The 25124-nt window shown below is 57.7% G+C and carries 24 protein-coding genes; 13 read left to right on the top strand and 11 right to left on the bottom strand.

What is annotated here, in order from left to right:
* Positions 1 to 6 precede the first annotated feature (6 nt).
* Positions 7 to 2196: an FAD-dependent oxidoreductase gene (locus FDP08_RS13460; protein WP_137436645.1), complete on the bottom strand. Its 2190-nt coding sequence runs from the start codon at positions 2194 to 2196 to the stop codon at positions 7 to 9.
* A gap of 221 nt (positions 2197 to 2417) precedes the next feature.
* Here FDP08_RS13460 and FDP08_RS13455 point away from each other — a divergent pair, with 221 nt between their 5' ends.
* On the top strand, positions 2418 to 3038 hold the full coding sequence (locus tag FDP08_RS13455; RefSeq protein WP_137436644.1) for an RNA polymerase sigma factor: 621 nt from the start codon (positions 2418 to 2420) through the stop codon (positions 3036 to 3038).
* On the top strand, positions 3032 to 3292 hold the full coding sequence (locus tag FDP08_RS13450) for a zf-HC2 domain-containing protein (RefSeq protein WP_137436643.1): 261 nt from the start codon (positions 3032 to 3034) through the stop codon (positions 3290 to 3292). Before FDP08_RS13455 ends, FDP08_RS13450 begins: the two co-directional genes overlap by 7 nt.
* Positions 3293 to 3318: 26 nt before the next feature.
* On the opposite strand, the gene FDP08_RS13445 is transcribed toward FDP08_RS13450, so the two are convergent.
* The 3 genes from FDP08_RS13445 to FDP08_RS13435 form a co-directional block, all read right to left on the bottom strand.
* On the bottom strand, positions 3319 to 4263 hold the full coding sequence (locus FDP08_RS13445) for a DUF3179 domain-containing protein (protein ID WP_228263305.1): 945 nt from the start codon (positions 4261 to 4263) through the stop codon (positions 3319 to 3321).
* Between the two features lie 370 nt (positions 4264 to 4633).
* Positions 4634 to 6652: an oleate hydratase gene (locus FDP08_RS13440; protein ID WP_137436642.1), complete on the bottom strand. Its 2019-nt coding sequence runs from the start codon at positions 6650 to 6652 to the stop codon at positions 4634 to 4636.
* A gap of 122 nt (positions 6653 to 6774) precedes the next feature.
* Positions 6775 to 7077: an SRPBCC family protein gene (locus FDP08_RS13435; RefSeq protein ID WP_137436641.1), complete on the bottom strand. Its 303-nt coding sequence runs from the start codon at positions 7075 to 7077 to the stop codon at positions 6775 to 6777.
* Positions 7078 to 7664: 587 nt separating this feature from the next.
* Between FDP08_RS13435 and FDP08_RS13430 the strand changes: the two genes are divergently transcribed.
* Positions 7665 to 8579: an alpha/beta hydrolase gene (locus tag FDP08_RS13430; RefSeq protein ID WP_137436640.1), complete on the top strand. Its 915-nt coding sequence runs from the start codon at positions 7665 to 7667 to the stop codon at positions 8577 to 8579.
* 102 nt (positions 8580 to 8681) lie between these two features.
* Here FDP08_RS13430 and FDP08_RS13425 read toward each other — a convergent pair whose 3' ends face one another.
* From FDP08_RS13425 to FDP08_RS13415, 3 genes are all read right to left on the bottom strand, one after another.
* Complete coding sequence (locus FDP08_RS13425) at positions 8682 to 9419, bottom strand: SDR family oxidoreductase (protein WP_137436639.1); 738 nt, start codon at positions 9417 to 9419, stop codon at positions 8682 to 8684.
* An 82-nt stretch (positions 9420 to 9501) separates the two neighbouring features.
* Entirely contained in the window at positions 9502 to 10104 is a 603-nt protein-coding gene (locus FDP08_RS13420; RefSeq protein WP_206077294.1) for an SDR family oxidoreductase, read from the bottom strand.
* Between the two features lie 61 nt (positions 10105 to 10165).
* Positions 10166 to 11542 carry an NAD-dependent succinate-semialdehyde dehydrogenase gene (locus FDP08_RS13415; protein WP_137436638.1) on the bottom strand — a complete coding sequence of 459 codons (1377 nt, stop codon included), beginning with the start codon at positions 11540 to 11542 and terminating at the stop codon, positions 10166 to 10168.
* A 259-nt stretch (positions 11543 to 11801) separates the two neighbouring features.
* On the opposite strand from FDP08_RS13415, the gene FDP08_RS13410 reads away from it, so the two are divergent.
* The 7 genes from FDP08_RS13410 to FDP08_RS13380 all read left to right on the top strand — a co-directional run bounded on the left by FDP08_RS13410 (position 11802) and on the right by FDP08_RS13380 (position 18495).
* The gene (locus FDP08_RS13410) at positions 11802 to 13169 is read left to right on the top strand and encodes a PQQ-dependent sugar dehydrogenase (protein WP_137436637.1); all 1368 of its coding nucleotides are present in this window, start codon (positions 11802 to 11804) and stop codon (positions 13167 to 13169) included.
* 153 nt (positions 13170 to 13322) lie between these two features.
* Positions 13323 to 14498, top strand: coding sequence for an ADP-ribosylglycohydrolase family protein (locus FDP08_RS13405; protein ID WP_137436636.1), 1176 nt, complete (start codon positions 13323 to 13325; stop codon positions 14496 to 14498).
* Between the two features lie 68 nt (positions 14499 to 14566).
* Positions 14567 to 15322, top strand: coding sequence for an amino acid ABC transporter substrate-binding protein (locus FDP08_RS13400; protein ID WP_137436635.1), 756 nt, complete (start codon positions 14567 to 14569; stop codon positions 15320 to 15322).
* Between the two features lie 25 nt (positions 15323 to 15347).
* On the top strand, positions 15348 to 16022 hold the full coding sequence (locus tag FDP08_RS13395; protein WP_137436634.1) for an amino acid ABC transporter permease: 675 nt from the start codon (positions 15348 to 15350) through the stop codon (positions 16020 to 16022).
* Positions 16019 to 16765, top strand: a complete 747-nt coding sequence (locus FDP08_RS13390) for an amino acid ABC transporter ATP-binding protein (protein ID WP_137436633.1) — start codon at positions 16019 to 16021, stop codon at positions 16763 to 16765. Before FDP08_RS13395 ends, FDP08_RS13390 begins: the two co-directional genes overlap by 4 nt.
* A 281-nt stretch (positions 16766 to 17046) precedes the next feature.
* On the top strand, positions 17047 to 18036 hold the full coding sequence (locus tag FDP08_RS13385) for a hypothetical protein (RefSeq protein ID WP_137436632.1): 990 nt from the start codon (positions 17047 to 17049) through the stop codon (positions 18034 to 18036).
* Between the two features lie 81 nt (positions 18037 to 18117).
* Complete coding sequence (locus FDP08_RS13380; RefSeq protein ID WP_137436631.1) at positions 18118 to 18495, top strand: cupredoxin domain-containing protein; 378 nt, start codon at positions 18118 to 18120, stop codon at positions 18493 to 18495.
* A gap of 33 nt (positions 18496 to 18528) precedes the next feature.
* Here FDP08_RS13380 and FDP08_RS13375 read toward each other — a convergent pair whose 3' ends face one another.
* The 3 genes from FDP08_RS13375 to FDP08_RS13365 form a co-directional block, all read right to left on the bottom strand.
* Positions 18529 to 19227, bottom strand: coding sequence for an SDR family NAD(P)-dependent oxidoreductase (locus FDP08_RS13375; protein WP_137436630.1), 699 nt, complete (start codon positions 19225 to 19227; stop codon positions 18529 to 18531).
* 84 nt (positions 19228 to 19311) lie between these two features.
* Positions 19312 to 19971, bottom strand: coding sequence for a TVP38/TMEM64 family protein (locus tag FDP08_RS13370; RefSeq protein WP_137436629.1), 660 nt, complete (start codon positions 19969 to 19971; stop codon positions 19312 to 19314).
* Positions 19972 to 20037: 66 nt separating this feature from the next.
* Positions 20038 to 20661, bottom strand: coding sequence for a YbhB/YbcL family Raf kinase inhibitor-like protein (locus FDP08_RS13365; RefSeq protein WP_137436628.1), 624 nt, complete (start codon positions 20659 to 20661; stop codon positions 20038 to 20040).
* 105 nt (positions 20662 to 20766) lie between these two features.
* On the opposite strand from FDP08_RS13365, the gene FDP08_RS13360 reads away from it, so the two are divergent.
* Entirely contained in the window at positions 20767 to 21195 is a 429-nt protein-coding gene (locus FDP08_RS13360; RefSeq protein ID WP_137436627.1) for an ankyrin repeat domain-containing protein, read from the top strand.
* Between the two features lie 10 nt (positions 21196 to 21205).
* Here the strand turns inward: FDP08_RS13360 and FDP08_RS13355 are convergent, their stop codons facing one another.
* Entirely contained in the window at positions 21206 to 22045 is an 840-nt protein-coding gene (locus FDP08_RS13355; RefSeq protein ID WP_137436626.1) for a putative RNA methyltransferase, read from the bottom strand.
* Between the two features lie 92 nt (positions 22046 to 22137).
* On the opposite strand from FDP08_RS13355, the gene FDP08_RS13350 reads away from it, so the two are divergent.
* Both FDP08_RS13350 and FDP08_RS13345 read left to right on the top strand, forming a co-directional pair.
* A complete protein-coding gene (locus FDP08_RS13350) occupies positions 22138 to 22875 on the top strand; it encodes a spermidine synthase (RefSeq protein ID WP_137436625.1) in 738 nt (245 codons plus the stop codon).
* A gap of 138 nt (positions 22876 to 23013) precedes the next feature.
* The gene (locus FDP08_RS13345; protein ID WP_137436624.1) at positions 23014 to 25116 is read left to right on the top strand and encodes a NosR/NirI family protein; all 2103 of its coding nucleotides are present in this window, start codon (positions 23014 to 23016) and stop codon (positions 25114 to 25116) included.
* The last annotated feature ends 8 nt before the right edge of the window (positions 25117 to 25124 follow it).

Here is a 25124-nt window from a genome sequence, read left to right as displayed (position 1 = left end):
TTTGATTTACGTTGTTACTTCACTTCCGGCGTTGTTGCGTGACTGCTTGCCACGGCGCCAGCCATGAAGTTTCTCAAGCAGCCTGAGAATACCCTGTGGTGCATGTTCACGCTTCCACTCACCGGCAGCGAATTTGGCGGATTCGTTCCAGGTCGGGTAGGGGTGGATGGTGCCCAGGATCTTGTTGAGGCCCAGGCCATGCTTCATCGCCAGGGTAAATTCCGCCAGGATTTCGCCGGCATGCATGCCAACCACCACAACGCCCAGAATCTTGTCCTTACCCGGAGGCGTCAGCACCTTGATGAAGCCATAGTCCTCGCTTTCGGCAATGGCACGATCCAGGTCATCCAGGCCGTAACGGGTGACCTCACAAGCAACGCCCTTTTCCCTGGCTTCCGCCTCACTCAGCCCAACCCTGGCCACTTCCGGCGAGGTAAAGGTTACCCAGGGCATCACCCGGTAATCGACCCGAAAGCGTTTGAACTGGCCAAACAGACCATTCACCGCTGCGTACCAGGCCTGGTGGGCTGCGGCATGGGTAAACTGGTAAGGGCCCGCCACATCGCCGCAAGCAAATACGTTAGGGAAGCGCATGCTCATGTCTTGCTCCACCGGCACGGTGCCATTGGGAAGGGTTTCGACCCCGATTTTTTCAAGCCCCAGTCCCCTGGTGTTGGCCGCGCGGCCAACCGCCACCAGAACCTGATCGAACGGGATTCTGACGCGTTCGCCGTCGTACTCGCAGTACGCCACTTTTTCTCCGTCCTCGACAGCAAACTCTCTGGCGGCATGGTTCAATCTCACGTCGATGCCGTCCAGTTCAAACTGCTTCCGAATCACCTCGGAGACATCACCGTCTTCCTTCGCCAACAGCCGCTCACCCATTTCCACCTGGGTTACCTTGCTGCCAAGACGCGCAAAGGCGTGGGCCAGTTCAGAGCCGATGGGGCCACCGCCAAGCACCAGCAACCGGTCCGGCCGGGTGTCCAGCGACCACAGGTTATCGGAAGTCAGCGGCGCCATTTCGGCCAGCCCGGGAATCGGCGGGACTGCCGGTTTTCCACCGGTGGCAACCACAATGCTGCGGGCCGTCAGGCGTTCGGTGCGGCCGTCGTTATGAACCACTTCCAGTTCCCAGGGCGATACGAAACTGGCCGTGCCAGAGATGCAGTCCACGCCCAGTTTACGATAACGCTCTGGCGAGTCATGGGGCTCCACCTTGGCAATGACCTCGTGGACACGGTTCATGATGTTTTTAAACGAGCCTTTTACCGGTACGGACTCCAGCCCGTACCGGTTGGCGTGGCGCAGGGTGTCCGCCGCCTTGGCACTGCGAATCAACGCCTTGGAAGGCACGCAGCCGGTGTTAAGGCAGTCACCGCCCATCTTGTCCTTTTCAATCAGCGCCACTTTGGCCTTCACCGCCGCGGCAATGTAGGCCGACACCAGGCCGGCGGAGCCGCCACCGATCACCAGCAGGTTGTAATCAAACGACTCGGGCTTCTGCCAGCCCGCATACACCCGGCGCTTGCGAATAAAACCGACAATAAACTTGGCAATCAACGGGAACAGGCCCAGCAGAGCGAACGACAGCAACAGATCGGCAGAAAGGATGTCACCCGTGGACTCGATTTTGGACAGCTGCGTGCCCGCGTTCACGTAAACGAACGTACCGGGCAGCATGGCAACCCAACTCACCAGCGCGTAGGTCTTCAGCTTCATGGCTGTCAGGCCCATGGCCAGGTTAATCAGGAAGAAGGGGAACACCGGAACCAATCTCAGGGTCGCCAGGTAGAATGCCCCGTCTTTTTCGATGCCCCGGTCCATTCTGGCGACTGTTTCCGCGTATTTTTTCCGCAGGGTGTCCCGCATCAGGAATCTGGCCACCAGGAACGCGAGAGAGGCACCGACAGTCGAAGCTACAGACACCGCAATCAGTCCGTAAATGTTGCCAAAAAAGGCGCCGCCGGCCAGAGTCATAATCGCTGCGCCAGGAAGTGACAGCGCAGTGACAACCACATAGATGGCGGAAAAACCGAGCACTGCGACCAACAGATTCTGACTGATCCATTGCTCAATGGATGACTGGTGCTTCTGCAAGTTTTCCAGCGTCAGTATCTCCGGGCCGCCGAAGCCGATAAACAGTGCAACCACAGCACCGATAGCGACAAGCAGAATGAGCTTTTTCGAGTTCATGTCAGAATCCATCCGTTAAGAAATAAAACAGGTTGCCCAGAAAGACACGGCCAAACGCTGGATGTTACACCGGCTTACGTCCAGAATTATTTTGAACAATTGCTCACTTACGCCGGAACTATTCATGTCAAACATGGACATACCATTGACCAGGCGGTTCTGGATGTCCAATCACATCTTTATAACAACGCTCTAACGCAGATGTCCCGGGGGTATACGGAATGGAAACCGCAACGCATCAGTCTGATGAAGATATCCTGATTCAGGGCCTGAAATCCGGAAGCGAAGCCGATTTTCAGAAGGCGGTCCGTCTCTATACGCCCGGCATGATGGCAGTCGCCAGCTATTACCTTGACAAGGCTTCTGCCGAGGAAACCGTGCAGGATTGCTGGGTGACCGTCATCGATGCGATTCAGAATTTTGAAGGCCGGTCAGGGCTGAAAACCTGGTTGCACCGAATTGTGGCCAACCGGGCCAAGAACCACCTCAGAAAACACAAACGGGAAGTCAGCGCTGACTTTTCCGAAGCCCTGGATCCCGAATTGGCAAGCCGCTTTCGCCCGAACGGCCGCTGGGCAACGCCGCCGAGCCTGAGATTCCATGAGGATGCCGAGTCACTCATGGAAAATGGTGCACTGAGCGACTGCCTGGATCAGCATCTTGCCAGGCTCCCGGAAACACAACGATCCGCCCTGATGCTTTACGAAGCCCACCAGCATAAATCCGATGACGTGTGTAACCTTCTGGATGTCAGTGCCTCTAATCTTCGTGTACTTTTACACCGTGCCAGGCAGAAAATATTTCTTATGGTGGAAACCTTTCAGGAGACGGGCGAATGCTGATGTGCCGGGATCTGGCCAGGATTGCCAGTGACTACATTGATGATGAGCTGGGCACAGCTCAAAAGCTGTCGGTAAAAATGCATCTGATGATGTGCAGGTACTGCCGCTCGTTTATCGGTAACCTTCGCGCCAGCACCGCACTGATGCAAGCCCACTCCAGCCAGAAGTTGGACGAAGAGTTCCTTCGCCGAATCGAAGAACGCGTTGCCGATTCACTGAATGCGCGGAACACGGGAAACCGCAATCCCGAGTGATCCCCCTCCAGTCCTGAGCCCTGCTGCTAATCCGCTTCAAATATCTTTGTTTCCGGATGGAAGGTATACCAGGCAAACCAGAAGGCCCGTGTGGCTGGAAGTAATTTGCCGGACTCGTCGTGCAGCTCGGCGGAGGGCACATCAGGATCATAGTGAATGCTGACTGCCTTGCCGCCTATCCGGTCCTCAAGCACCCGGCCACCATGCTCTGCAAGCTCCGGGAAAGGCCACGCCTTGCTTTCACCGTTATGGGTCCAGCCCAGCACCCAGGTTTTCGGATGATATTTCCGGCTGGTACTGGACACCGGGAAGTACAGCCGTTCTGAGTGGTCGTAGTCGCCATAGGGTGACTGACGGTAATTCCGGCGATGGCCGGTATCGGTGGAAAGCACTCGCCCACCGTCACCGACCCGGTCCCGCCACTTCTGCCAGAGCTCATGGCGAATCGCCACCGGCTCCAGTTCTGTACCCGCCAGCGGACCGGAAATGGCACGCCCTTCGATCTGCGACCAGAGCGATTCCGTCTGGTGATCGTACATCAACAGGTCACTGTTATAGAGCAGGCCAGAAACCCCGAATGTCAGATGACGGCCGTTCACCACCGGATCAAACGCCATACCGGTGCCGCACAGCGGACAAAAAGTAATGAGCACTGGCTTCCCATCTGATTCGTGATTGACGATTTCGTGCCAGTTCAGAATACCGATGGGAAACGCATAGCGTTTTTGCTCATGATCATAGGTCATGACCAGGTCATCTCCCCGCCAGGGCAACGTCCCGTCCGCGGGCTCAAATTTCGGATTATCAATTGAAGGGATGCCGTCTCGGGGCGGCCCGCCACTGAGAATCTCATCCACCGGTATCAGCGCATTGCTCAGATCAAACCCGTTTTTCTCCTGGGCCAGGCCCAGGCGAGCGGTCGCCAGAAGTAACACAGACACCACCAAAAAGACCCGATTTTTCATCGTCATCAGTTTTCCTCCCCACGACCTGCAACCGTCTTGCTCTGAAACCAGAGACACCCAGGGGCCACGAGTGTTACAGCGTGGACCGCAGAAATCTTGACGGAGCCTGGCGGCGGGGAAGTCCGTGCGACAGAGGAGATGAGAGCTGTCTGGCAGGACGAGGTAACGACACGCGACGACATTACGAGCACGACTAACACCCGAGATGCAGAGCGTCACACAGATCCGGCACAATAATTCGTTAGCGCTTAAGACCAACCCTCAACGCTTCCTGAGTTTCTCCTGTTCAATGCGCATGTACTCCCTCAGAGCAGCCAGTTCGTCGGAATCCCATTCCAGCGTATCCGTTACCCTGAAGGCTCATCCGGTCGCGAAGTCAGCGGCGCCCTCGCAACTTGCTCAATACACCCTGAACCCAGTCCCTGGCTTCTTCCAGTGTGTGATTGTCCTCAACAAGACCTCGAAGCGCCTGGACCTGCTGTTCGAACAATCCGGGCCGGCTCAGCTCCTCGGACTTCTCATCAGGGCCCAGCGGCAGGATGTGTTCGAAATAGGTGCCGCCGAGAATGCGACGCAGGAAGCCTTCGCCCAGAAACGCCTCGTCGTTGTTCAGGGTACGGGTCGCCCGCAGCAACCGGCGGATATCGTACTGGCCCGGATAGATATCCGGCACCTGTTTTTTGATACCCAGCAGGCTGTAGACGCCAACCCGGGCTGTGCGCACCGAGCTTTCCAGGGTGAACACCACATCGTTGTGGGTCTCCACAAACTGGCCCATGCACGCCAGGTTGCTGCAGCCTTCCGGCACGACCCAGGGCCGGTCACCTTTGGCGCGCGGCATGAATTGCGCGGTAATGTATGGCATCAGCGCAATCCGGGTTTTAGTGGCGGCCATCACCTCGTCGAGCTGATCAATCAGGCCCAGGTGATAGCACATCTCCGCCAGCACTTCTTTGCCGGTGCATTCCGGCATCGGCTTTTTGACGTAATCACCGGGCCTGTCCATCAAAAGGGCGTAGGTCCACAGCACAATTACGTCATCGGGCTGGTCCGGGAAGTGTGGCTGACGGTTGCAGGTGAAGCTCATCAGCCAGGCTGAATCGGTAAAGGTGATGATGCCCCCCGTTGCCGTGAATCCGGAATAGGGGTCATTGACCGACAACTCCCTGAGCTTGTCCATCAGCGGGGAGGGCCTGCAGGTCAGGGTGACGGACTCCCAGGTTGAGCCGGGGATGTTGCCGCAAAACTTCTCCGGCCGGCCAAACACGTCCGATTGCTGCGCCAGGTTTTTCCACAACTGCCAGCCGGAACTCGGGCCTGCCTCATCGTTTTCTTTCAGTTCCGGCGCCGTATCGTCATCGCCGTAGGCGGTGTCTTCGGTCATCGAGCCGGTGGTGATGAACACCAGGTCGCGCTCGCCGACGTTAAAGGTCTTGTCTCCCTCGCTGCCATGACACTGGATCGCAGTCACCGTTCTGTTGTCACCAACGGTCTCCATCTCCAGGTTCTCGACAATGGTGTCGTACTGGATGTTAACCCCCTGAGCCTTGAGCCAGTTCATTAGCGGGCGCACGAAAGCATCGTATTGATTGTATTTCGGAAAGACGAGCGAGGTCATGTCGTTAAGCCCGTCCATCAGGTGCAGGAAACGGTGCATGTAGAGTTTCATTTCAAGCACGGAATGCCAGTTCTGGAAGGCAAACATCGTCCGCCAGAAGGTGTAGAAGTTGCTGTTCAGAAACCCTTCACTGAACCAGTCCTCTACCGTAATGTCGTCCAGGTCCTCCTTGCGCGCCAGCAGGAGCCTGACCACTTCCAGCTGCTGCCGTTTGCTCAGTTCCATGGTCGAAAAGTCCTTGATCTGGCCCTGCTTCTCCAGCAGCCGGGCCTTCGACCAGTTCTTGTCGGCATCGTTTACGATGCGGTATTCATCCAGCACGGTAAAAGGTTCCGGCAACTCCAGAGCCGGTATCTCCGAAAACACATCCCAGAAATTCTGGTAGGTCATCTCCATTTCCCGGCCACCGCGCACGATGTATCCCTCTTCGGCGTTACCGGCGCCATCAAGGGAACCGCCCTCAATGGCCTGCTCTTCCAGGAAGGTAATATTGCCAGCCGGCATATGGCCGTCGCGGATCAGGAAGAAAGCGGCAGACAGGCCGGCGATACCACTGCCCACAATCCAGGCGCGCCGGTCTGCGATACCGTCGGTGGGAAGCGGGCGATTGTTGACATAAGCTCCGTGCAGGTCCGCCGGTGGCAGCGGCGTATCGATACCGTTGTGTAAGTGGCGCGAGGATGCGTCAGGTGTGACACCGACCCCCTGCGCTTCCAGCGCGTCGATATGGGCTTTCAGCTTTGAGCGTGCTGCTTTGGGGATATCTGGATGAGCCATTCGGGGATCTCCTTTCCTGAGAGATGAGAATTCCTTGTAGTGTGGAGGTATTCGCTTCGGCTGCAGGTGATATACATCAAACTGACCGACGCCAGGCTAATCGGGCAGCTCGTGTTCAGTGCTTACTGCTGCAATGTCTTCTTGAGCTGTTCCAGCAGTCCGGCATAGATATCGTGACAAAATTCGGCGGCAGCCTCATCATTATTGCCTTTCCATTGTGAATACCACTCCACGAAGGTGCCGCCATCGCCTTCCGTAACCGGGTGAACCCGGACGTACCCTTCGTAATTGCTGACTTCATTGGGAGAAACAGGCGAGGGGCCCTTGTCGATGCTGTAGGTGAGTTCGCGCTTGTCGTCGTCGAGAGAAAGCAGGGTCTCGTGGAAGTCGCGAAGCTTTTGCCAGCCTACTTCACGGGTTCCCACTTCTCGACATCGGTGATCGGCAAACCTTACATCAGTAGGATAAGTTTCTTAGAGTTCGGTAAACCTGCTGAATCTCACCCTCCAATTGGTCCCGCTTGGAAGCGATCAGTTCAAGTCGGTCCTTGGTCGGCTTGCTCAACTGCTCTTTTGCTTTGTTCCTGAACTCTCTCTCGTTACCTCCCATGGTTTCCTGATTCATCACTTTGGCCCTCCCGCCTGCTGGTGGTTTTCAGGACGGACACTCAAGACCGCAGATTCTGGCACCGTCAACGGGTAATGGTGTCCAAAAATCAAATAACCGTCTGTACGTTAACCCACGCAAACATAGGGTCTTGATTCGTCCGAATGCTCCAGGCCTCTCCACCACAGGATGCAGCACTTCCGGTCTATATTCCGACAATCTACCGAATCCTGTTCCGTACTGACTCCGTGTCCTAGCGCACAGATACACCAATGGATTTTCGTTCACCATCATTGAGTGCGGGTTTGGCTGGGACGCCATCGCTGCTGTGTTTACCTAATCCACACCAGGGAAGCGCTCAATGTCATTGCATGGACAAGTCCGTGCGCCTGCAAAAGGCGACGCAATGAAAGCAGGCCACATACGCAATCTGACCAAGCCCATCGCCCACACCTATTCCGAGATGTTTTCGGGACGGGTGTACCGGGTCGGAAAAGGCGCGGTATCTGTTCGTAATCATAGTGGTGATGCTGTTCATACCGTTATCTGCGTGCATGGCTTTCTGGCCAATCACTGCTATTTCACCGATACGTACGAAGCGCCCACAACCGAACTGATTCTTCTTACCTGTAGCAACTACCATATTCCGGTCAATGGCGTGACCATGGAGGATGCTCCCTGGGCCACTCATATCGAGCCATTGGAAGGCACCGTGGAACACGATGCCTGTATCCTCAACCAGGCTTTGGCACATCTGCCCAGCTCCGAAAGCATCCGTATTCATGGCCATTCTCGCGGCGCTGCGGTAATACTGGAAGCCATCATCCGGCAGCCGGAGCTGTATCGCCAGGTAGAGGTAGTTCTGGAGGCGCCGGTCCTGCCCCAGGGTCGACTCCACCCCATGGTGACAACCATTCTGAAGCCTATCGGTCACGGCATGTGGCCCTACCTCGTCAGGCTGATCAACCGTACCCCTTCATCCGTCTACAGTCAGACGTTTTTTGGCAGGATGAACCCGCGCAAGAAGCTGTTACTGAGAAAGGTGTTCTCCGCCACAAAAGACTCGCTCACTATCGTACGCAATATCGAAAATATCATCGGGTGGATGGAGCAGCGGGATACCAGCGTTTATAAACTCATCGCAAAGGGCTGTATCCTGCTTCCGGGCACCGATCATATACTTGATCCCACTGCCTTGATGGACAGCGCATGCCAGTGTCCGGCAAGGATCAGCATTGTACAGACCAGCACCCCCAGCCACTTCATTACCCTCGATGACCGCAATTGGATTCCCAGACTGATGCCATGGCCGACGCCATAGCGCCGAAGACCACCCGGCTGTCATTGAGGCTCCGATAATAGCCCTCGTCGCTGGCCTCTCAAATGCCGGGCTCGTGTCCTTTAACTCAAGTGTCCCGTCTGGTCAGAGCGGCTGTTTGGTCGGCCGGATGATAATCTCATTAACATCGACATCCGCCGGCTGTTCGATGGCGTAGGTAATCGCCCTCGCAATCGCATCCGCGTCAATGGCCATCTCGTACATCTCATCCACACCCTTGGCGGTTTCGGGGTCGCTGATTTTACTGGTCAGCTCGGTCGCCACAGCTCCCGGCGAGATATTGGTGGAACGGATTTCCCCGTCGCCTTCCTGACGAAGGCCTTCTGATAGTGCCTTCACTGCATACTTGGTTGCGGAGTAGACGGCGGACGCGGGAAAGACCTTATGCCCGGCGACGGACGAGAGATTGATGATATGGCCGACATGCTGTTCGCGCATGGTCGGTAGCACCGCCGCGATACCGTAGAGCACGCCTTTAATGTTGACGTCGACCATCTTCTCCCACTCGTCGACCTTGAGCTCATCAAGTGGCGACAGCGGCATCAGGCCGGCGTTATTGACCAGTACATCGATGCGGCCATAAGCCTCTTTTGCCGCCCTGGCCAGCGACTCGACCTGAGCGCGGTCAGTGACGTCGGTCACCTGGTAGATGGCTTCGCCACCCTGCTCCTTTATAGCGTCACGCAGCTCCACCAGGCGTTCCTCGCGGCGGGCAGCAAGCACCAGCTTTGCGCCACCCTTGGCCAGTCGATGGGCAGTGGCTTTACCGAGACCACTGCTGGCGCCGGTGATGATAACGACCTTGCCATTTATTTCAGACATGGATTCTTTTCCTTGAATACGAATGTTAGTGGGGTTGTGAGCTGAACGTTGCGAGTCGGGTGTTACGCCGGCAGCACACCGGTCAGGCGGACTGCATGTTCTGCGCCATACCATCGTAACGGCCAGTAGTGGCGGCCTCCGCCAGCACAAAGGCAACGTCTGCACGAGAGGCCTTCGCGGATTTGTCGACGTCCTCGCCCAGGATCACATCCTTGCTACGTCCGTCGTTGGTCAGTGCCACGGGGCGCAGGATCGAGTAGGTCATACCAGAGTCCTTCAAGTGTTCGTCTGCTTCGTGTTTGGCATTCAGGTAAGGGGCTATGTCGCCGGTGGGGTTGGACTGGTCTGCCCCGATCGAGCTGAGCATCACGAAACGTTTCACGCCTGATTCTTTCGCCAGATCGACCAGGCGTTTGGCGCCGTCCCGATCCACTTTTTTGGTCATTTCAGGGCCCGTGGCCCCGCCGGAGCCTGCCGCAAAGATCACCGCGTCCATGCCGTCGCAAACCCCGGCTTGCAGGTCGGCCAGGTCACCATGGCGCAGGTCTACGCCCTGGGGGAGCGCGCTGGTGTCAGAGCTTTCGCGAACCAGCGCTGTCGGCTTATGGCCCTGATCTATCAGGTTCTGCACCAGCTGCTGGCCCGTTTTGCCGGTGGCACCGGCAACAAGGATGTTCATGCTCATAGAAAAAGCCTTAACGCTGAATGTTGAATGAAATGGGTGGAATCAGGGATTCCGAGCCTGGTCACGGAAGGAAAATCGACTTTACGTTGACGAATTCCTTCATGCCGAAGCCGCCGTGTTCACGTCCGTATCCGGAATTCTTGACCCCGCCAAAGGGCATATTCGGATCGGCGGCCCCGAACGAATTGATGCGGATCATGCCCGTATCGAAGTAATCGCGGGCCAGCTTGAGGGCACGCTCCTCGTCCTTTGAAAAGATCCCACCGCCCAGTCCATAACGGCTTTCATTGGCCAGCCTCATGGCGTCTTCGTCATCCCTGGCACGGATGATCGACGCAACAGGCCCGAAGATTTCATCGTCGTAGGCGGGCATTCCGGGCGAGAGATCGGCCAGCACCGTGGCAGGATAATAGGCACCCGTGCGGTCAGGCACTTCGCCACCGCAGAGGATTTTTGCACCCTTGGCGACGCTGGCATCCACCTGTCCTTTGACCGTGTCAAACTGGTCCTGGCTTGAAAGCGGGCCTAGTTGGCTATCCTTATCCGTGGGATCGCCCATGACGATATCTTTCATTTGAGCCACGAAGGCATCAACAAAGGCGTCATAGACCTTGTCGGTCACAATGAACCGCTTGGCGGAAATGCAGGTTTCTCCGTTGTTGTAGAGCCGCCCCATGACCGAAAATTTCACTGCTGTCTCGATGTCCGCATCTTCCAGGACCAGGTAGGCATCGTTTGACCCCAGTTCCAGCACGGTCTTTTTCAGTGCTTGGGCGGCCACAGCTCCGACGTGTCGCCCGGCCCCGTCGCTGCCGGTCAGCGTGACACCTCGGACCTTGGGGTGAGCGATCAGATTATCGCTGGTGCCATGGTCGATCACTATGACCTGAAACAGGTCCTCGGGAAGGCCGGCCTCAATGCATAATTCCCGCAGGCGCAAGCCGGACCCTGTGCAGATGCTGGCATGTTTCAGAACACAGCCGTTGCCTGCCATCAAGTTGGCGGCCAGCACGCGAACTGGCTGGTAGATGGGGAAGTTCCAGGGCTGGATTGAATAGATGACGCCAATGGGCTGGTAGCTGACAACGCCGCGCTTGCCATTGAGCCCCTGCACACGCTCCTCATCGGCCAGCGCATCGGGTCCGTTTTCAGCGGCGTAGTCAAAGAGTGCCGCACAGAGTTCGACTTCAACCCGACCGTCCTTCAGGAGCTTGCCGGTTTCGTTGGTCATCAAGGCGGCCAACTCATCAGCATTATCGCGCAATGTTTGCCCGATCTTCTTGAGATATGGGGCACGTTGCTGATGACTCAGTTCGCGCCATTCCAGAAACGCCGCATGGCAGGCATCGAGCCGCTCCTTCGCCTGCTCTTCGGTCATGATGTCGTAGGTCTGAATTGCTTTTTCAGTCGCGGGATTAATGGTGGTAACTGTCGACATAGTGGTTCCTTCCGGATTTGATAGGGGAGCACGGGGCGGTGCAAGGATTTTCAGCCCGTTGGTGATGTCTGTCTGTTCGATAACGAACGCAGCCGCAGGTTCACTGCATCGACCAGGCCGGTGCGATAACGCACCGACGAGACTATCGGCATTCCTGAAAATGGATGTGACATTGATGCTTTGCGCTCCCTGTCGATGCGTGGTAGCGGGATCGGCGTTTCGGGACAGCGCATCACCATCTATCCGGGAGGGCAGTGTTATGGATAATCTTCGCCAATCCAATAAGTGGAACGCGGCCTCAACAAAGACGGCCTTCGCATTGGCAGTGGCGACACTGCTTGCCCTTCTGTCAGCTTGCGGAGGGCATGCACGGCTGCCTGCGCACGCCGGGACCGGCGTTGATCCGGAACTACCGCAGCCGCCCCGCAACTTGTTTCCCACCGTTGAGATCGCACCGGCGGTCGGGTGGACAGACGGCGCCACTCCAACCCCGGCCGCGAACATGGAGGTGACGGCCTTTGCCGAGGGCCTCGACCACCCGCGTTGGCTGTACGTCCTGCCAAATGGGGATGTGCTGGTCGCCGAGACCAACGCGCCACCGGGTAAAAGCGGCATCGACGGGATCAAGGGCTGGGTGATGAAACAGGTGATGAAGCGCGCCGGGGCCGCCGTGCCGAGCGCCAACCGCATTACCCTGTTACGAGATACCGACGGTGACGGCAAGGCCGAATTCCGCAGTGTGTTTCTCCAGGGCCTGCACTCACCGTTCGGCATGGCGCTGGTCGGGGACATGTTCTACGTGGCCAACGCTAATGCATTGTTGAAAGTGCCCTATCAAAGCGGTGAAACGACCATAACTGCCGCACCTGTCAAAGTTACTGACCTTCCCGGCAAGGGCGACGAGTTGAACCACCACTGGACCAAGAGTCTGCTCGCCAGTGCCGATGGTGCCCACCTGTATGTGGGCGTCGGAGCCAACAGCAACATCGCCGAGAACGGCATGCAGGTCGAACACAAGCGTGCGGCGATACTCGAGGTCGATACTGCCACCGGCGCTACGCGGGTATTCGCTTCAGGCCTGCGCAACCCGGTGGGCCTGGACTGGGAACCGCACACGGGCGAGCTGTGGGCGGTTGTCAACGAACGCGACGAACTCGGCAGCGATCTGGTGCCTGATTACCTGACCTCGGTCCGCCGGGACGCTTTCTACGGCTGGCCCTATAGCTACTACGGCCAGCACGTCGATGAGCGCGTTAGCCCCCAACAACCAGAGCTGGTGGCCAGCGCAATTTCGCCTGATTTCGCCCTCGGCGCGCACGTGGCACCGTTGGGTCTGGCTTTCAGTTCCGACGGCGTGGCCGGCTATGGCGAGGGCGCATTCGTCGGTTTGCATGGATCCTGGAACAGACGGCCACTGAATGGCTATGAAGTCGTCTTTGTACCCTTTACCGGAGGCCGGCCAGTCGGCCCGATGGAGACTGTGCTGTCCGGCTTCGTCGACGCGGACCGCAATGCCCGCGGGCGGCCTGTAGGGGTGTCCCTGGATGGGCGCGGGGGCCTGCTGGTTGCCGATGACGTTGGCAACTCAGTATGGCGAGTAACAGCAGCGCGCGACCTGGAGCTTTAAATGTCCAGATCCCGCTCCTTTCCCGGTCATTTATTCTACTTTTAAAGAATCAGCGAATGGCGGTTTGTTGTGCTCGCCTTTTCAGGGATACAGTTGGCAGCAGACGTGCTTTTCTATATCCCTACTTCCGAACCGGACCTTCAAGGATTGCCAATGACCAGCAACCTTTCCAACAACAGAAAACCCGCCATAATCGCCGCCCTCGCCGGCGGCTGGGTTGCAGACGCGGCCAGCCTGGGACTGCACTGGCTGTATGACAGCCCGCGCATTCTCGAAATTGGCGGCCAGTCACCGGAGTTCCTGCCCCCCAACGCCGATTATTTCAACGGCGGGTTCGGCTACTTTGCGCATGAGGGCAAACAGTCTGGTGATATCAGCCACTATGGTGCGGCCACTGGCGTGCTGACCGACAGCCTTCTGACCAGAGAAGGCTCCCTGGATATCCGGGATTACCAGCGCCGCTTTCGTGCTTTCTTTGGCCCTGGTGGTCATTGGCGGGGTTATATCGACAACCCTACCAGGGTGACCCTGAACAACCTGAACACCATCGAACAGAAAGCCATCGAACAGGCGCAATCAACCACCACTGCCGAACTGACCGATAAACAGAAACGGGTGCTGGTGCAGAAGGTGTTGCCCTACACCCGGCGTCTGAGTGGCGACCAGCTGGCGGAACCGGTTCGCAGGGCCATCGACCTGACCTATCATGAGACCGAGGTGCAGGAAGCAGGGGTTCATATTGCTGAAACCATCGATCAACACCTGTTGCCGGAAAGCGGCGCCGACGATATGCAGCTGCCCGCCGTGTCCAAATTGCCACCGCTGGTTGCCTGCTATTGCGGCAGCGATAAGCTGATGGAGGTTACCGAAGCCGCTGTGCGGGTGACCAATCACAATGACGAGGCCGTAGCCTGGGCAAGATGCGCAGCACGACTTCTGGACCATATTTTCAGGGGTGAGCCGATCCCGGCAGCTCTGGACGCTGCTACCCCGGAAGCACCAGATCCGGAAAGTCTCAACAAAGCCCGGTCCGGTTCCCTGCTGGATGCGGTGGGGACTGGCAACACCTTTGGCCGCACCTGTTATCTGCACGAAGCCATGCCGGTGATCTTTCATATCCTGAGTCATGCCACGAGCTATACCGAGGCGGTTCGCGCCAATATCCATTGCGGCGGCGATTCCTGTGGCCGGGCCTGGATCATCGGGCCGGTCATGGCGGCAATACATGGCGTGGGCGGCGAGCGCGGCATACCCCTGAGCTGGTTGGCGCGCGTAACCAATGCCCCTGATATCCTCACGAGTATTGAGACGCTGGTTAACGGCCGATGACGTGTATCATTGCCCAATTTTCACGCCCGACTATGCTTCAGGTACGATGAACGCCGGAAGGAGGCTCTATGAAAACTCTATTTATCAACACGTTACTGATTATTTCCCTGCTCGCAAGCGCTCCTTTGCTTGCACAGGACGATCCATTAAGGGTCGGAATGTCCGGCCAGTACTTCCCGTTTACCTTTGTAGAGCAGGATGAGCTCAAGGGCTTCGACGTCGATGTCATGAATGCCATCGGTAAGGAGATGGGACGTGACATCCAGTACGAAACCGCCAACTTCTCGGGCCTGTTTGGCATGCTGGAATCCGGACGCATCGACACCGTGGCCAACCAGATCACCATCACCGAAGAGCGGCAGAAGGCGTATATTTTCAGCGAACCCTACGTCTATGACGGTGCCCAGGTGGTGACGAAAAAAGGCAACACTGAAGTCCAGAGTGTGGAAGACCTCAAGGGGAAAACCGTTGCCGTAAACCTGGGCTCCAACTTCGAAGCACTGCTGCGTGAGCTGCCCTACGCGGACCAGATCGATATCAAGACCTATGAGAGTAATCTGGAACGGGACACCGCCCTGGGCCGCGTCGATGCATTCGTGATGGACCGGGTCAGCGCCAGCCAGATCATCAAGGAGAAGCCGCTGCCACTGGAGCTGGCCGGCCCCACCTTCTCGCAAATCACTAATGCCTATCCCTTCCGCGACAACGAAGCAGGACGGGCCATGCGGGATGAGGTCAACAAGGCCCTGGCGGCCCTGCGTGACGACGGCACCCTGGCGTCCATTTCCGAGAAATGGTTCGGCACGGACATCACCCAGCCCTGAGGGGCACACCAAGGCCTGATTCCCTATGGACGTGTTGAACGTCGAGTACATGCTCGGGCTGGTACCTGTCCTGCTCAGTTACCTGCCCCTAACCCTGCAACTGGCCGGTATCGGGATGGTACTCGCGCTGATTCTGGCCTGCCTGTTTGCCGTCATCCGGGTGCTTCGCATTCCGGTGCTCAATCAACTGACCATCGTGTTCATCTCCTTCTTCAGGGGCACACCGCTATTGGTGCAACTGTTCCTGTTCTATTACGGACTGCCCCAACTAGTCAGTGCATTGACAGTCATAGACGGAGTCACAGCGACCATCATGGGCCTGACCATGCACTTTTCCGCCTACATGGCTGAATCAATCCGTGCCGCCATCGTTGGTGTTGACCGCAGCCAGACAGAGGCGGCGCTGTCGATCGGCATGACCAACGGCCAGATGATGCGGCGGATCGTCCTGCCCCAGGCAACCCGGGTAGCATTGCCGACTTTGATGAACTACTTCATCGACATGATCAAGGCAACCTCTCTCGCATTCACCCTGGGTGTCACTGAACTGATGGGCGCTACCCAGAAAGAGGCGGCCGGCAGCTTCCTGTACTTCGAGGCGTTCATTGTGGCTGCCATCATGTACTGGATAGTGGTTGAACTGCTTTCCAAGCTTCAGAACTACCTGGAAATCCGCTTGAACAAGGCCTATAGCCGATGATCAAACTGGACTCGTTGAGCAAACATTTCGGCAAGACGGTGGTCCTCGACGGCATCGACCTTACCATCGAGAAGGGCGAAATCGTGGTGATCATCGGGCCTTCGGGAACCGGCAAATCCACCCTGCTGCGCTGCATCAATTTCCTGGAACAACCCACCGCCGGCACCATGACCGTGGGGGACCTCACCGTGGATGTGAAAAAAGCCAGCCGTGCGGAGATCCTCTCCATGCGGCGGCGAACCGCCTTCGTGTTCCAGAACTATGCGCTGTTTGCCAACAAGACGGCACTGCAGAACATTGCCGAACGCCTGCTGGTGGTGGATAAATGGCCCAAAGAAAAAGCGTACCGACGGGCGCGGGAGATCCTCGATCAGATCGGCCTGGGTGAGAAAGCAGATGCCTATCCTGCATCCATGTCCGGCGGCCAGCAGCAGCGGGTTGGTATCGGCCGTGCCATGGCCGCCGGTGCCGAGGTCATCCTGTTTGATGAGCCCACGTCGTCGCTGGACCCTGAGTGGGTAGAAGAAGTATTGGGGCTGATGAAGCAGCTGGCCTCAGAGCGCCAGACCATGATGGTGGTCACCCATGAAATGTCCTTTGCCAGGGACGTGGCTGACCGGGTGATCTTTATCGACGGTGGCCGGATTGTGGAGCAGGGGCCACCCAGCGAGATCTTCTATAACCCGAAAGATCCCCGAACCCAGGATTTTCTGAAGAAGATCCTCGCCACCAATCCTGTGTAAAAGAGCACTCGTCGACAAGGGCGATCTCCGCATGAACCACTCCATTGTCCGGCATATTGAAAATGCCCTGGGGGCATGGACTCGGTAAAACCCGATGGGCAACTCACACTGCTGTGCACCAAGATCGACTCCCGTTTTTCATGAGCTGAAAATCGTTTGTAACATTCGCCAGAGCTGAGTGTCATTGGGGTAAGGGCTGCCTCCAGGCAGGCAATATGAGGGGCCGTAGGACGCACGTTGCGGCTGCTCACCCGAAGGTAACAACGGGAGGAAAGACGACCATGTTTCTCACAAGTAAATCCAACAGCAAACCCAATTTTGTCACCCAGCCACTGGCTGTAATGGTGGCATCGGCACTTCTTGCAGGTTGCGCCTACTCAGCGAACTCCGGAGAAAAAACATCGAAGCCGCTTGCCGAAATGCGAGTTACGCAGGAAGAGGGCAAAGTGACCTACTGGGTTTTGCCGGGGCCCCGAAAACTGGACCGCGAAACCTTTGGCACGCCGGATAATCCGAAGATGCTGCTTGAGCCCAAGATTAAGGCAGCAATGCAGGCCAAGGGGCCGGCAACCGTTCCGGAGCTTTTAAAGCAGGTTCCGATTATAGTGGCTGCCCCGCAGAAGGCCCGTAAGGTAATGCCCAACGGTGATTACGTATTTGCCCAGCCAACCCCGTTTTCCAACGATGCGCGGATTATTGAGGGCAGCTTCGAAGCCACTTTCACCGACATGGTGGAAACCGACCCCCCAGGCAAGCCCGGCCAAACGCCGGACACGGCAGAGTTTACGGCGGAATTTTCGGATCCCCAGGGTAACGAATACCGAGTGGTACTGGATCATGTGGTCAAGCCACCATTTCCCGGTTATGAAACCCAGGGAGGTGTGATGCTGGATTCGGTTCACCACGGTACCACCGGTACAGGTAGCCCACTAATGCCAGAAGTCGATACCGTCGCTGCTCTGTGGGGCGTGGGCGAACTACACATCAACGGCGAGCTGGTGGATGACCATCGCGTAATGCACCTGATGACCTCCGAAGTGGTGCGGAACAAGGACTACGAACTGGTTCATACCCGGGATCTGCCGCTGGCGCCAGAGGAGCGTCATATCAACGGGCAAGAGCACCACACTCACCTGATGCTGCCGCCTATCAAGGCCACCGGGAAGGGGCCGGTATTTTCGCCTGTTCCCACAGCCTTCGAACTGCCCAACGGTAAGAATCAGCCGTTCCTGCACATCATGTTCGAGCAGGATGAGGTAGAGAGACTCTGATTCCAGACCCATCGGTTCTCAAATGACGGTCCGGGCACTTGCCCGGCTCCGTCTTCCCCCTCATTATCGAGGAGAGCACCCATGAAAGTCTTTGGAGTGTTTTCGTGTTTAGCAACATTGATGGCTGGTGCACTCGCAGCGAGCCCGGGAACGGTTTCTGCTCATCAGCATCAGAGTGGCGATACCAGGACAATAGAAGTGGTGGCGAAAGAGTTCGCCTTTGAGCCAGCCAGAATTGAGGTGGCGCCCGGCTCCAGGGTGGAAATAAAGCTTGTCAACGAGGGCAGCCTCAGCCACAACCTGCACATCGCCGGCGAGGGAATGACAACAGAAACAATTCAGACCGGACACACGGATGTCTTGACTGTAACCGCCCCTGAAAATGGGAAGCTGGCGTTTTTCTGCAAGGTTCCCGGGCACAAGCAGGCGGGTATGGCCGGCGAGATTGTTGCCCACTAACGGAAACCGAAAAATATTGGCGCTGTAGCGCCGCTACCAGTTTTCCCCGAACGGCCGGATATCCAGCTCGAAAGTCCAGGCAGAAGGGTCTTGCTGGCATAGTGTCCAGACCGCATCGGCGACGGCCAAGGGCTGTACAAAAAAGTCATCGGGTTTGTCCGCAAGCATTGCCCGCGTGCGGGGCAGATCCACCACGCCATCAATCACCACATTCGCCACATGGATTTTCTCCGGCCCCAGCTGGCGGGCCAGTGACTGGGCCAGGCTGCGCTGGGCCGCCTTGGCCGACGCAAAGGGCGCGGTGTTGGCCCGGCCCCGTGTCGCTGCCGACGCACTGGTGACGATAATGCTGGCGGTGTCGTGCTGGCGCAGCTGCGGTAATGCGGCTTTTGTCGCCGCCACGAGACCCTGAACATTAAGGCGCCAGTTGGCCTCGAACTCTTCCAGGCTGGCCTCCTCCACGTTCTTGAATACACCGCCGCCGGCGTTATACATCATTACCGACACCGGTCCGAGCTCGCTCTCGATGGCGGCCAGCACTGCAGTGATCTGTTCCGGCTCCATCATGTCACAGACAAACGCGCGGGCACCCTCGATCGATTGCTCCAGTTGCTTCAGATAATCTTCGCTGCGTGCCAGCATCGCTACCCGAAAACCTTCATCGCTGAATCGCCGCACAAAGGCCTCGCCATTGCCCGGCCCAACACCCATCACAACACATACCTTGTTCATCAGCTGTCTCTCCCGCCGGCTACACCGGCTTGTTTGTCAGGAACTGTTCCCGAATCCGCTGGTAGAACCTCGTTTATTACACGGTTACCGCTTTGAATCCAGATGCAACCAGCGTGCAAGGCTTGAGCCTGGCCTTTGAGAGAGGTACCAGGGGAACAGCGTCATTACCACAAGGACGAGCGTGGCAGCGGCGACCGTCATTAGTGGATTCAACTCGAAAGTGGTGCCAAGACCCGCGAACACAAACGTCATGGGAAGCATCCCCAACAGGGAAGCCACCGCAAACCGCCACCCGTGAATTGCCGTCACCCCGGCCGCGTAGCTGATCAGCGCAAAAGAGAACAATGGTATCAGGCGGGTCAGGAAGACCACCCAGAACAACAGCCGCTGGGAGCCGTCGGAGGCAAAGACCGGACTTGTTGACAGTTTTTTCTTCAGCGCTTCACGACCCAGTATCCGGGCGATGGCAAACGCGATCATGGCGCCTGCCAGAGCCCCGGTCGCTGCCAGCAAGGTGCCCGCAAGCACGCCATAGGCGAGACCCGAAGCGGCGCTGACTGGCAGGGTTGGTATCGGCCCGACCACCACCGCCAGCACCATCATCAAAAACAGAAACACCGGCCCCCAGGCGTCCTGCCCGTTCAGCCACGCTGACAGCGCGTTGGGTGAAAGGCTGGCCGGCATTCCCAGCTGTCTCAGAACCAGCCACAGCATTGCCATAACCAGAACAACCGCGGCTGCCATACCCAGCCTGAAGGGCCAACTGGAGGACACTCTCATCGAGCTTTCGCCATTAAGGAGCTGCCGGCATTACCGCAGGTCCGGGTTAAGGGTATAGGTACCGGTTACTCGCGCACTTGCCAATACATGGCCCGCCATAGCTTCACGTACGGCGGCGCCGTCGAACTCTCCCTCAAGGCCCAGGCTTTCCACATCCAGGGCATGCACTTCGTAGTGGTAGTGGTGAATGATTTCATCGTTCCAGGGTGGGCATGGGCCGTCATAGCCACCGTAGGTGCCCGCCATGTCCGGATTGCCGGCCAGAAACTGGGTGAAATTGTTCACCCCGCGACGCCCCAACGGGCCTGAGCCGGGCTCCTTACCCTTGGGAATCACACCATCGCTGTCCTCGCCCTCGGGGATGCAGGAAACCGACGCCGGCACATCCACCAGCAACCAGTGGAAGAAATCCACCCGGGGAATGTCCTTCGATACCGTCTTGCCTTCCTGATTGACGTCATCCGCAACACTGGGCACGTCCGGATCAAACATCATCACCACAAAGCTTTTGGTGCCTTCCGGGACATCTTCCCAGGTCACTTCCGGATTACGGTTGGGGCCGAAACTCATGTGGTCCTGTTCACTGTAAACGCCGAATGCAAACTTCTCCGGCACCGGTTGGCCTTCTTCAATACCTCGAACCTTGATTTTCACTGTTCTGTTCTCCTGTACCTTTGATGGTTTTTCTTGCCTGATACAATGGTTTTAACAGTGGTATCGTGGGTCTGTCCAGATCCTTACCAAAACCAGAGGAATAACATGAGCGACGATCAGCCAGGCAGCCCGCAAGATCCGGCCAATCAGCAGGATGAAGATGCCATCGCCTTTGCCCAAGGGCTTTTTGAACTGGCCCGGAATGGCGGCGCCGGCCCACTCAGCGTAATGCTCAACGCCGGCGTACCGGTGGACATCCGCACGAGCAGCGGTGACAGCCTGCTGATGCTGGCGTGCGCCAACGGTCACGCTGATACCGCCGGTTTGCTGCTGGACGCAGGCGCAAACCCCGACCTGCGTAATGATCAGCTGAGAACGCCGCTTATGGCCGCCGCCATCGCCGATCATGCAGCTATGGTTGACCGCCTGCTTGAGGCAGGGGCGGATACATCGTTAACGGATGCGGATGGGCATTCTGCTCTGGACCTGGCCAGATCCACCGGGGCAGAAGACGCCATCAAAGCGCTTTCGTAGCCATGCCCGCTTACCGAACGAGTCGTCGCAGCGTCACCTCGACGGTGACCGTCAGGGCTTCAAGTGTCTCGGCACGTGCACGCCCCTCTGCCGAGGCCCGGTAAAGATGCGGCGTCATTGCCAGTAAGTCGGCAATAGCATCCTGGCTGTCCAGGGTCAGTGGGTAGCAGACAGTTTCCATGGCCAGTGTCGAAAAGCACTCGGGTGCCTGCTCCGCAGGTGACTTCTCGGGCTTCAGTGAGGGATAGATAATCTCCCGCAGTTCCCGCAGATGATTTGGGCCTGCATCTGCCTGGATCAGTACGCCACCGGGTTTCAGCACGCGAGCGAACTCGGAATAGACAGGAAAACCGAACAGACAGAGAACCCGGTCCAGAGTCCCGGCTAACACCGGGAGATTGGCGTTGCTGCCCACCACCCAGCGGGGGCGTTTGTCCTGTTTTGCAGCCGCAAGGGTTGCCCACTTGGAGATATCCAGCCCCATCAGCGAGAGAGGAAGGTCCGTCGTTGCCAGTGCCAGTTCCCGCAGGTAATAGCCTTCGCCACAACCTGCGTCCATGCAGGCCAGCGGGTTGGTATCGCCAACGGTATCTTTCAACACCGCGGTCGTTACGGCCTCGGCGATGGGCCGGTAATAACCGGTATTGAGGAAGCGCTGGCGGGCGGCCACCATGGCCTTGCTGTCGCCGGGGTCCAGCGAACGCTTCTTCTGTACCGGCAACAGGTGAATATAGCCCTGGCGGGCAACGTCGAAACTGTGGCCCGCCGGGCAATGCCAGCAGGCTCCGGCCTGGGTCAGGGGATCACCATCGAGTGGGCAGGCAAGTGCATTGAACGCGTCTATGCTCATGGGCAGGCGGGCTCCGGCATTGTCATCCGGCTTGAGAACCCGTGGGCAAATGCCCAGAATAGCGGCGCAGCGATCAGACGAGGACAGCCACCTTGAAGGGCGAAATTATCCATTACACACGGGACGCACTCGGTGGCATTCTGGTGATCGACTATCGCAAACATAGGGTGATGACCTTTGATTCGGTATTCGAACAGAGCAAGATAGATCGCCGCAAGCCCCACCTTCCCGTTCACGAATACAGCCGTGCAATGCTGTTGCCCGTGGCATTTTCGCAACCAGCCCATGTGACCGTTCTGGGCCTGGGTGGCGGGGTGATGGCCAGTGCGCTGCTGCATCTGCTGCCCGACTGCCAGGTCCGTGCCGTGGAGTTGCGGCCCAGCGTACTGCAAGTGGCCCGGGAGTATTTCAGCCTGCCCCACTCCGCCAACCTCACTGTCACCCTCGGAGATGCACGGGATGCCATCGGCAAGGCGCCGGACAGCAGCACCGACCTGATCCTGGCAGACATGTACAACTCGGACCGCATGAGTCCCACGCAGGCACAGCGGGAGTTTATCAGACAATGCAGCCGGGTTCTCAGCGACAGCGGCTGGCTCACCATCAACTATCACCGCACACCAGACCTCAACAGTCCACTGTTCCGCCAGCTCCGCGGGGAATTCGCAGTGCTGTTGCTGTTCAAGAGCAAAACCAACAACACCGTCCTGTTTGCCAGCAAGCAGCCTTTCGAAGCATTGCACACCAAAGACCCGGCGCTGGTGAGTCTGGAAAAGCGCCTGCCCATTGACTGGCGCCGGCTGATGGCTCGGGTAAGCCGGCTCACCTGAGCCGGCCGGACCATCCACTTCACTCCCCCATTTCTCCTCACAAAGTAGCACGCCCACGGCTCTCAGGTAGCATTGTGCGGGGTTGGCAAACCTCTAGCATTGGCATAACCAACAAAAAGAAATCTCTGGAGAATTGCCATGCTGGGGCGGCTGTTGCTGCTTTTGGTTACTGTCAGTTTTTTGCAAGCGGCTCATGGCGCGCCGGCCGATGAACAGCGGGCAATGATCCAGGAGCTGTTTCCCAAAGCCACGGAAATCCGTGACAAGTTGCCGGATTATCCCGTTTACCCCGTGTACCAGCTGCAGGAACTGCTGGGGTACGCCTACGAGTCCCTGGATCTGAGTCGGCTTCAGGGCTTCGCCGGGAAGCCCATCAGTATGCTGATCGGGCTGGACACCCGCGGACGCTTTACCGGTGTCCGTATCCTCAACTACCACGAGCCAGTGTTCCTCCATGGGTTGGGTGAAGAACCCCTGTTCGAGTTTATCAGCCAGTACAAGGACCGCTCGCTGACGGAGCAGATTATTGTCAGTACTTCCGGCAATCGCACCGGCAAGGATTCCGACGGTAATGTGGTGCGCTTCGACGGGGTGAGCAAAGCCACCGTCTCGGTGCTGATCATCAACGACACCATTCTCTCTTCTGCCCTCAAGGTAGCCCGGGAAAAACTGGAAGGCTTCTCCCAGGAGGCACCTACCAGGGCCAGGCCAGACTTTTACGAGCCTCTGTCCTGGCCGGAACTGCTCGACCGTGGCTACATTGGCCACTTCCGTCTTGGCCCTGATGGTTTCCAACAAAAAACCGGACACACGCTTTCCGATTACCCGGAAATGCCGGAACCGGAGCCCGGAGAGCCCTTCACGGAACTGTTCTTTGGCTACATCAACGCCCCCATGGTGGGCCGCAACCTGCTGGGCGATGACGGCTTTGCCAGACTGAAGGAACGCATCGGGCCGGATGCCCAGATTCTGGCGGTCCTGTCACGCGGCCTTTATCCTCACCTGTCCGACGACTTCACGCCGGGCAGCTCACCAGGCAGGCTTGGCTTACAGCAGAACAACCTGGCGGTTGAGATTCGTGACATCAATGTGTTTGACCAGAACATCCAGCTCCGTGCCGATGGCATGCCCGATGTGGCAATGGCCTCCCTGTTCCGGGTGGGTGGTAACGCCGGTTTCAATCCCGGCGCCGACGCTACTCTGAAAATGAGCGTTACCCTGCGCAAGAACCATCTGGTGGCCGATAGCACTGAGCTCGACATTCCGGTGACCTTTGCCAGCGAGCTGTTCGAAACCGTCGAGGTTGCGCCGCGGCCGGAGGACAATCGCCCGCCCGTGTGGATCGGGCTCTGGAAAGAACGCTGGCTGACAATTTCAATACTGGTGGCGAGTCTCACCCTACTTACCGTGTTTTTTGCCCGCCAGCGCACTCTGAGCCGGCACCCCAGGCTGGTGCACCGTTTCCGCTGGGGCTTCCTGTTCTTCACCCTTTTCTTTATCGGCTTTTATGCCCAGGGTCAGCTTTCGGTGGTGAACATCTACACCCTGTTCCTGTCCATCTGGGACGGCTTTTCCCTGAATGTTTTCCTGATGGACCCGGTGCTGTTCATTCTCTGGACCTACACCTTCATCAGCCTGTTTATCTGGGGCCGGGGGCTTTTCTGTGGCTGGCTGTGCCCGTTTGGTGCGCTGCAGGAGATGTCTGCCTGGCTGGGCGAAAAGCTGAAATTCCGGCAGGTTAAAGTGCCGGAGAACTGGCATCGTCGGTTAATTCTGCTGAAGTACCCGATTCTTCTGGTACTGGTGGGCACCGCCTTCTATTCGCTGGAGCTGGCGGAAAAGCTGGTGGAAGTGGAGCCGTTCAAAACCGGCATCACGCTGTATTTCGTGCGCTACTGGCCCTTCGTGGTGTACGCACTCGGCCTGCTGGTGATCGGCATGTTCATTCACAAGTTCTACTGTCGTTACCTGTGCCCGCTGGGGGCTGGCCTGGCAGTCCTCGGCAAGCTGCGCCTGTTCAGCTGGCTGGACCGGGTCGAGCTTTGTGGCAAGCCCTGCCAGCACTGCAAGAACAGTTGCGGCATCAATGCCATCCACAAGGACGGACGCATTGACTATGACGAATGCATCCAGTGTCTTGAGTGCGTGGTGATTCTGAAAGACGAGGACCAGTGCGTGGACAAAGTGCTACAGAAAAAACGCCAGCGGCAGGCCCATATACTGGCTACGGATGCGGGCTGAGCCGCACC

The sequence above is a fragment of the Marinobacter panjinensis genome, from assembly GCF_005298175.1.
In the GTDB taxonomy this organism is placed as follows: Bacteria; Pseudomonadota; Gammaproteobacteria; order Pseudomonadales; family Oleiphilaceae; genus Marinobacter; species Marinobacter panjinensis.
This window is presented reverse-complemented; position numbering and strand designations above follow the sequence as displayed.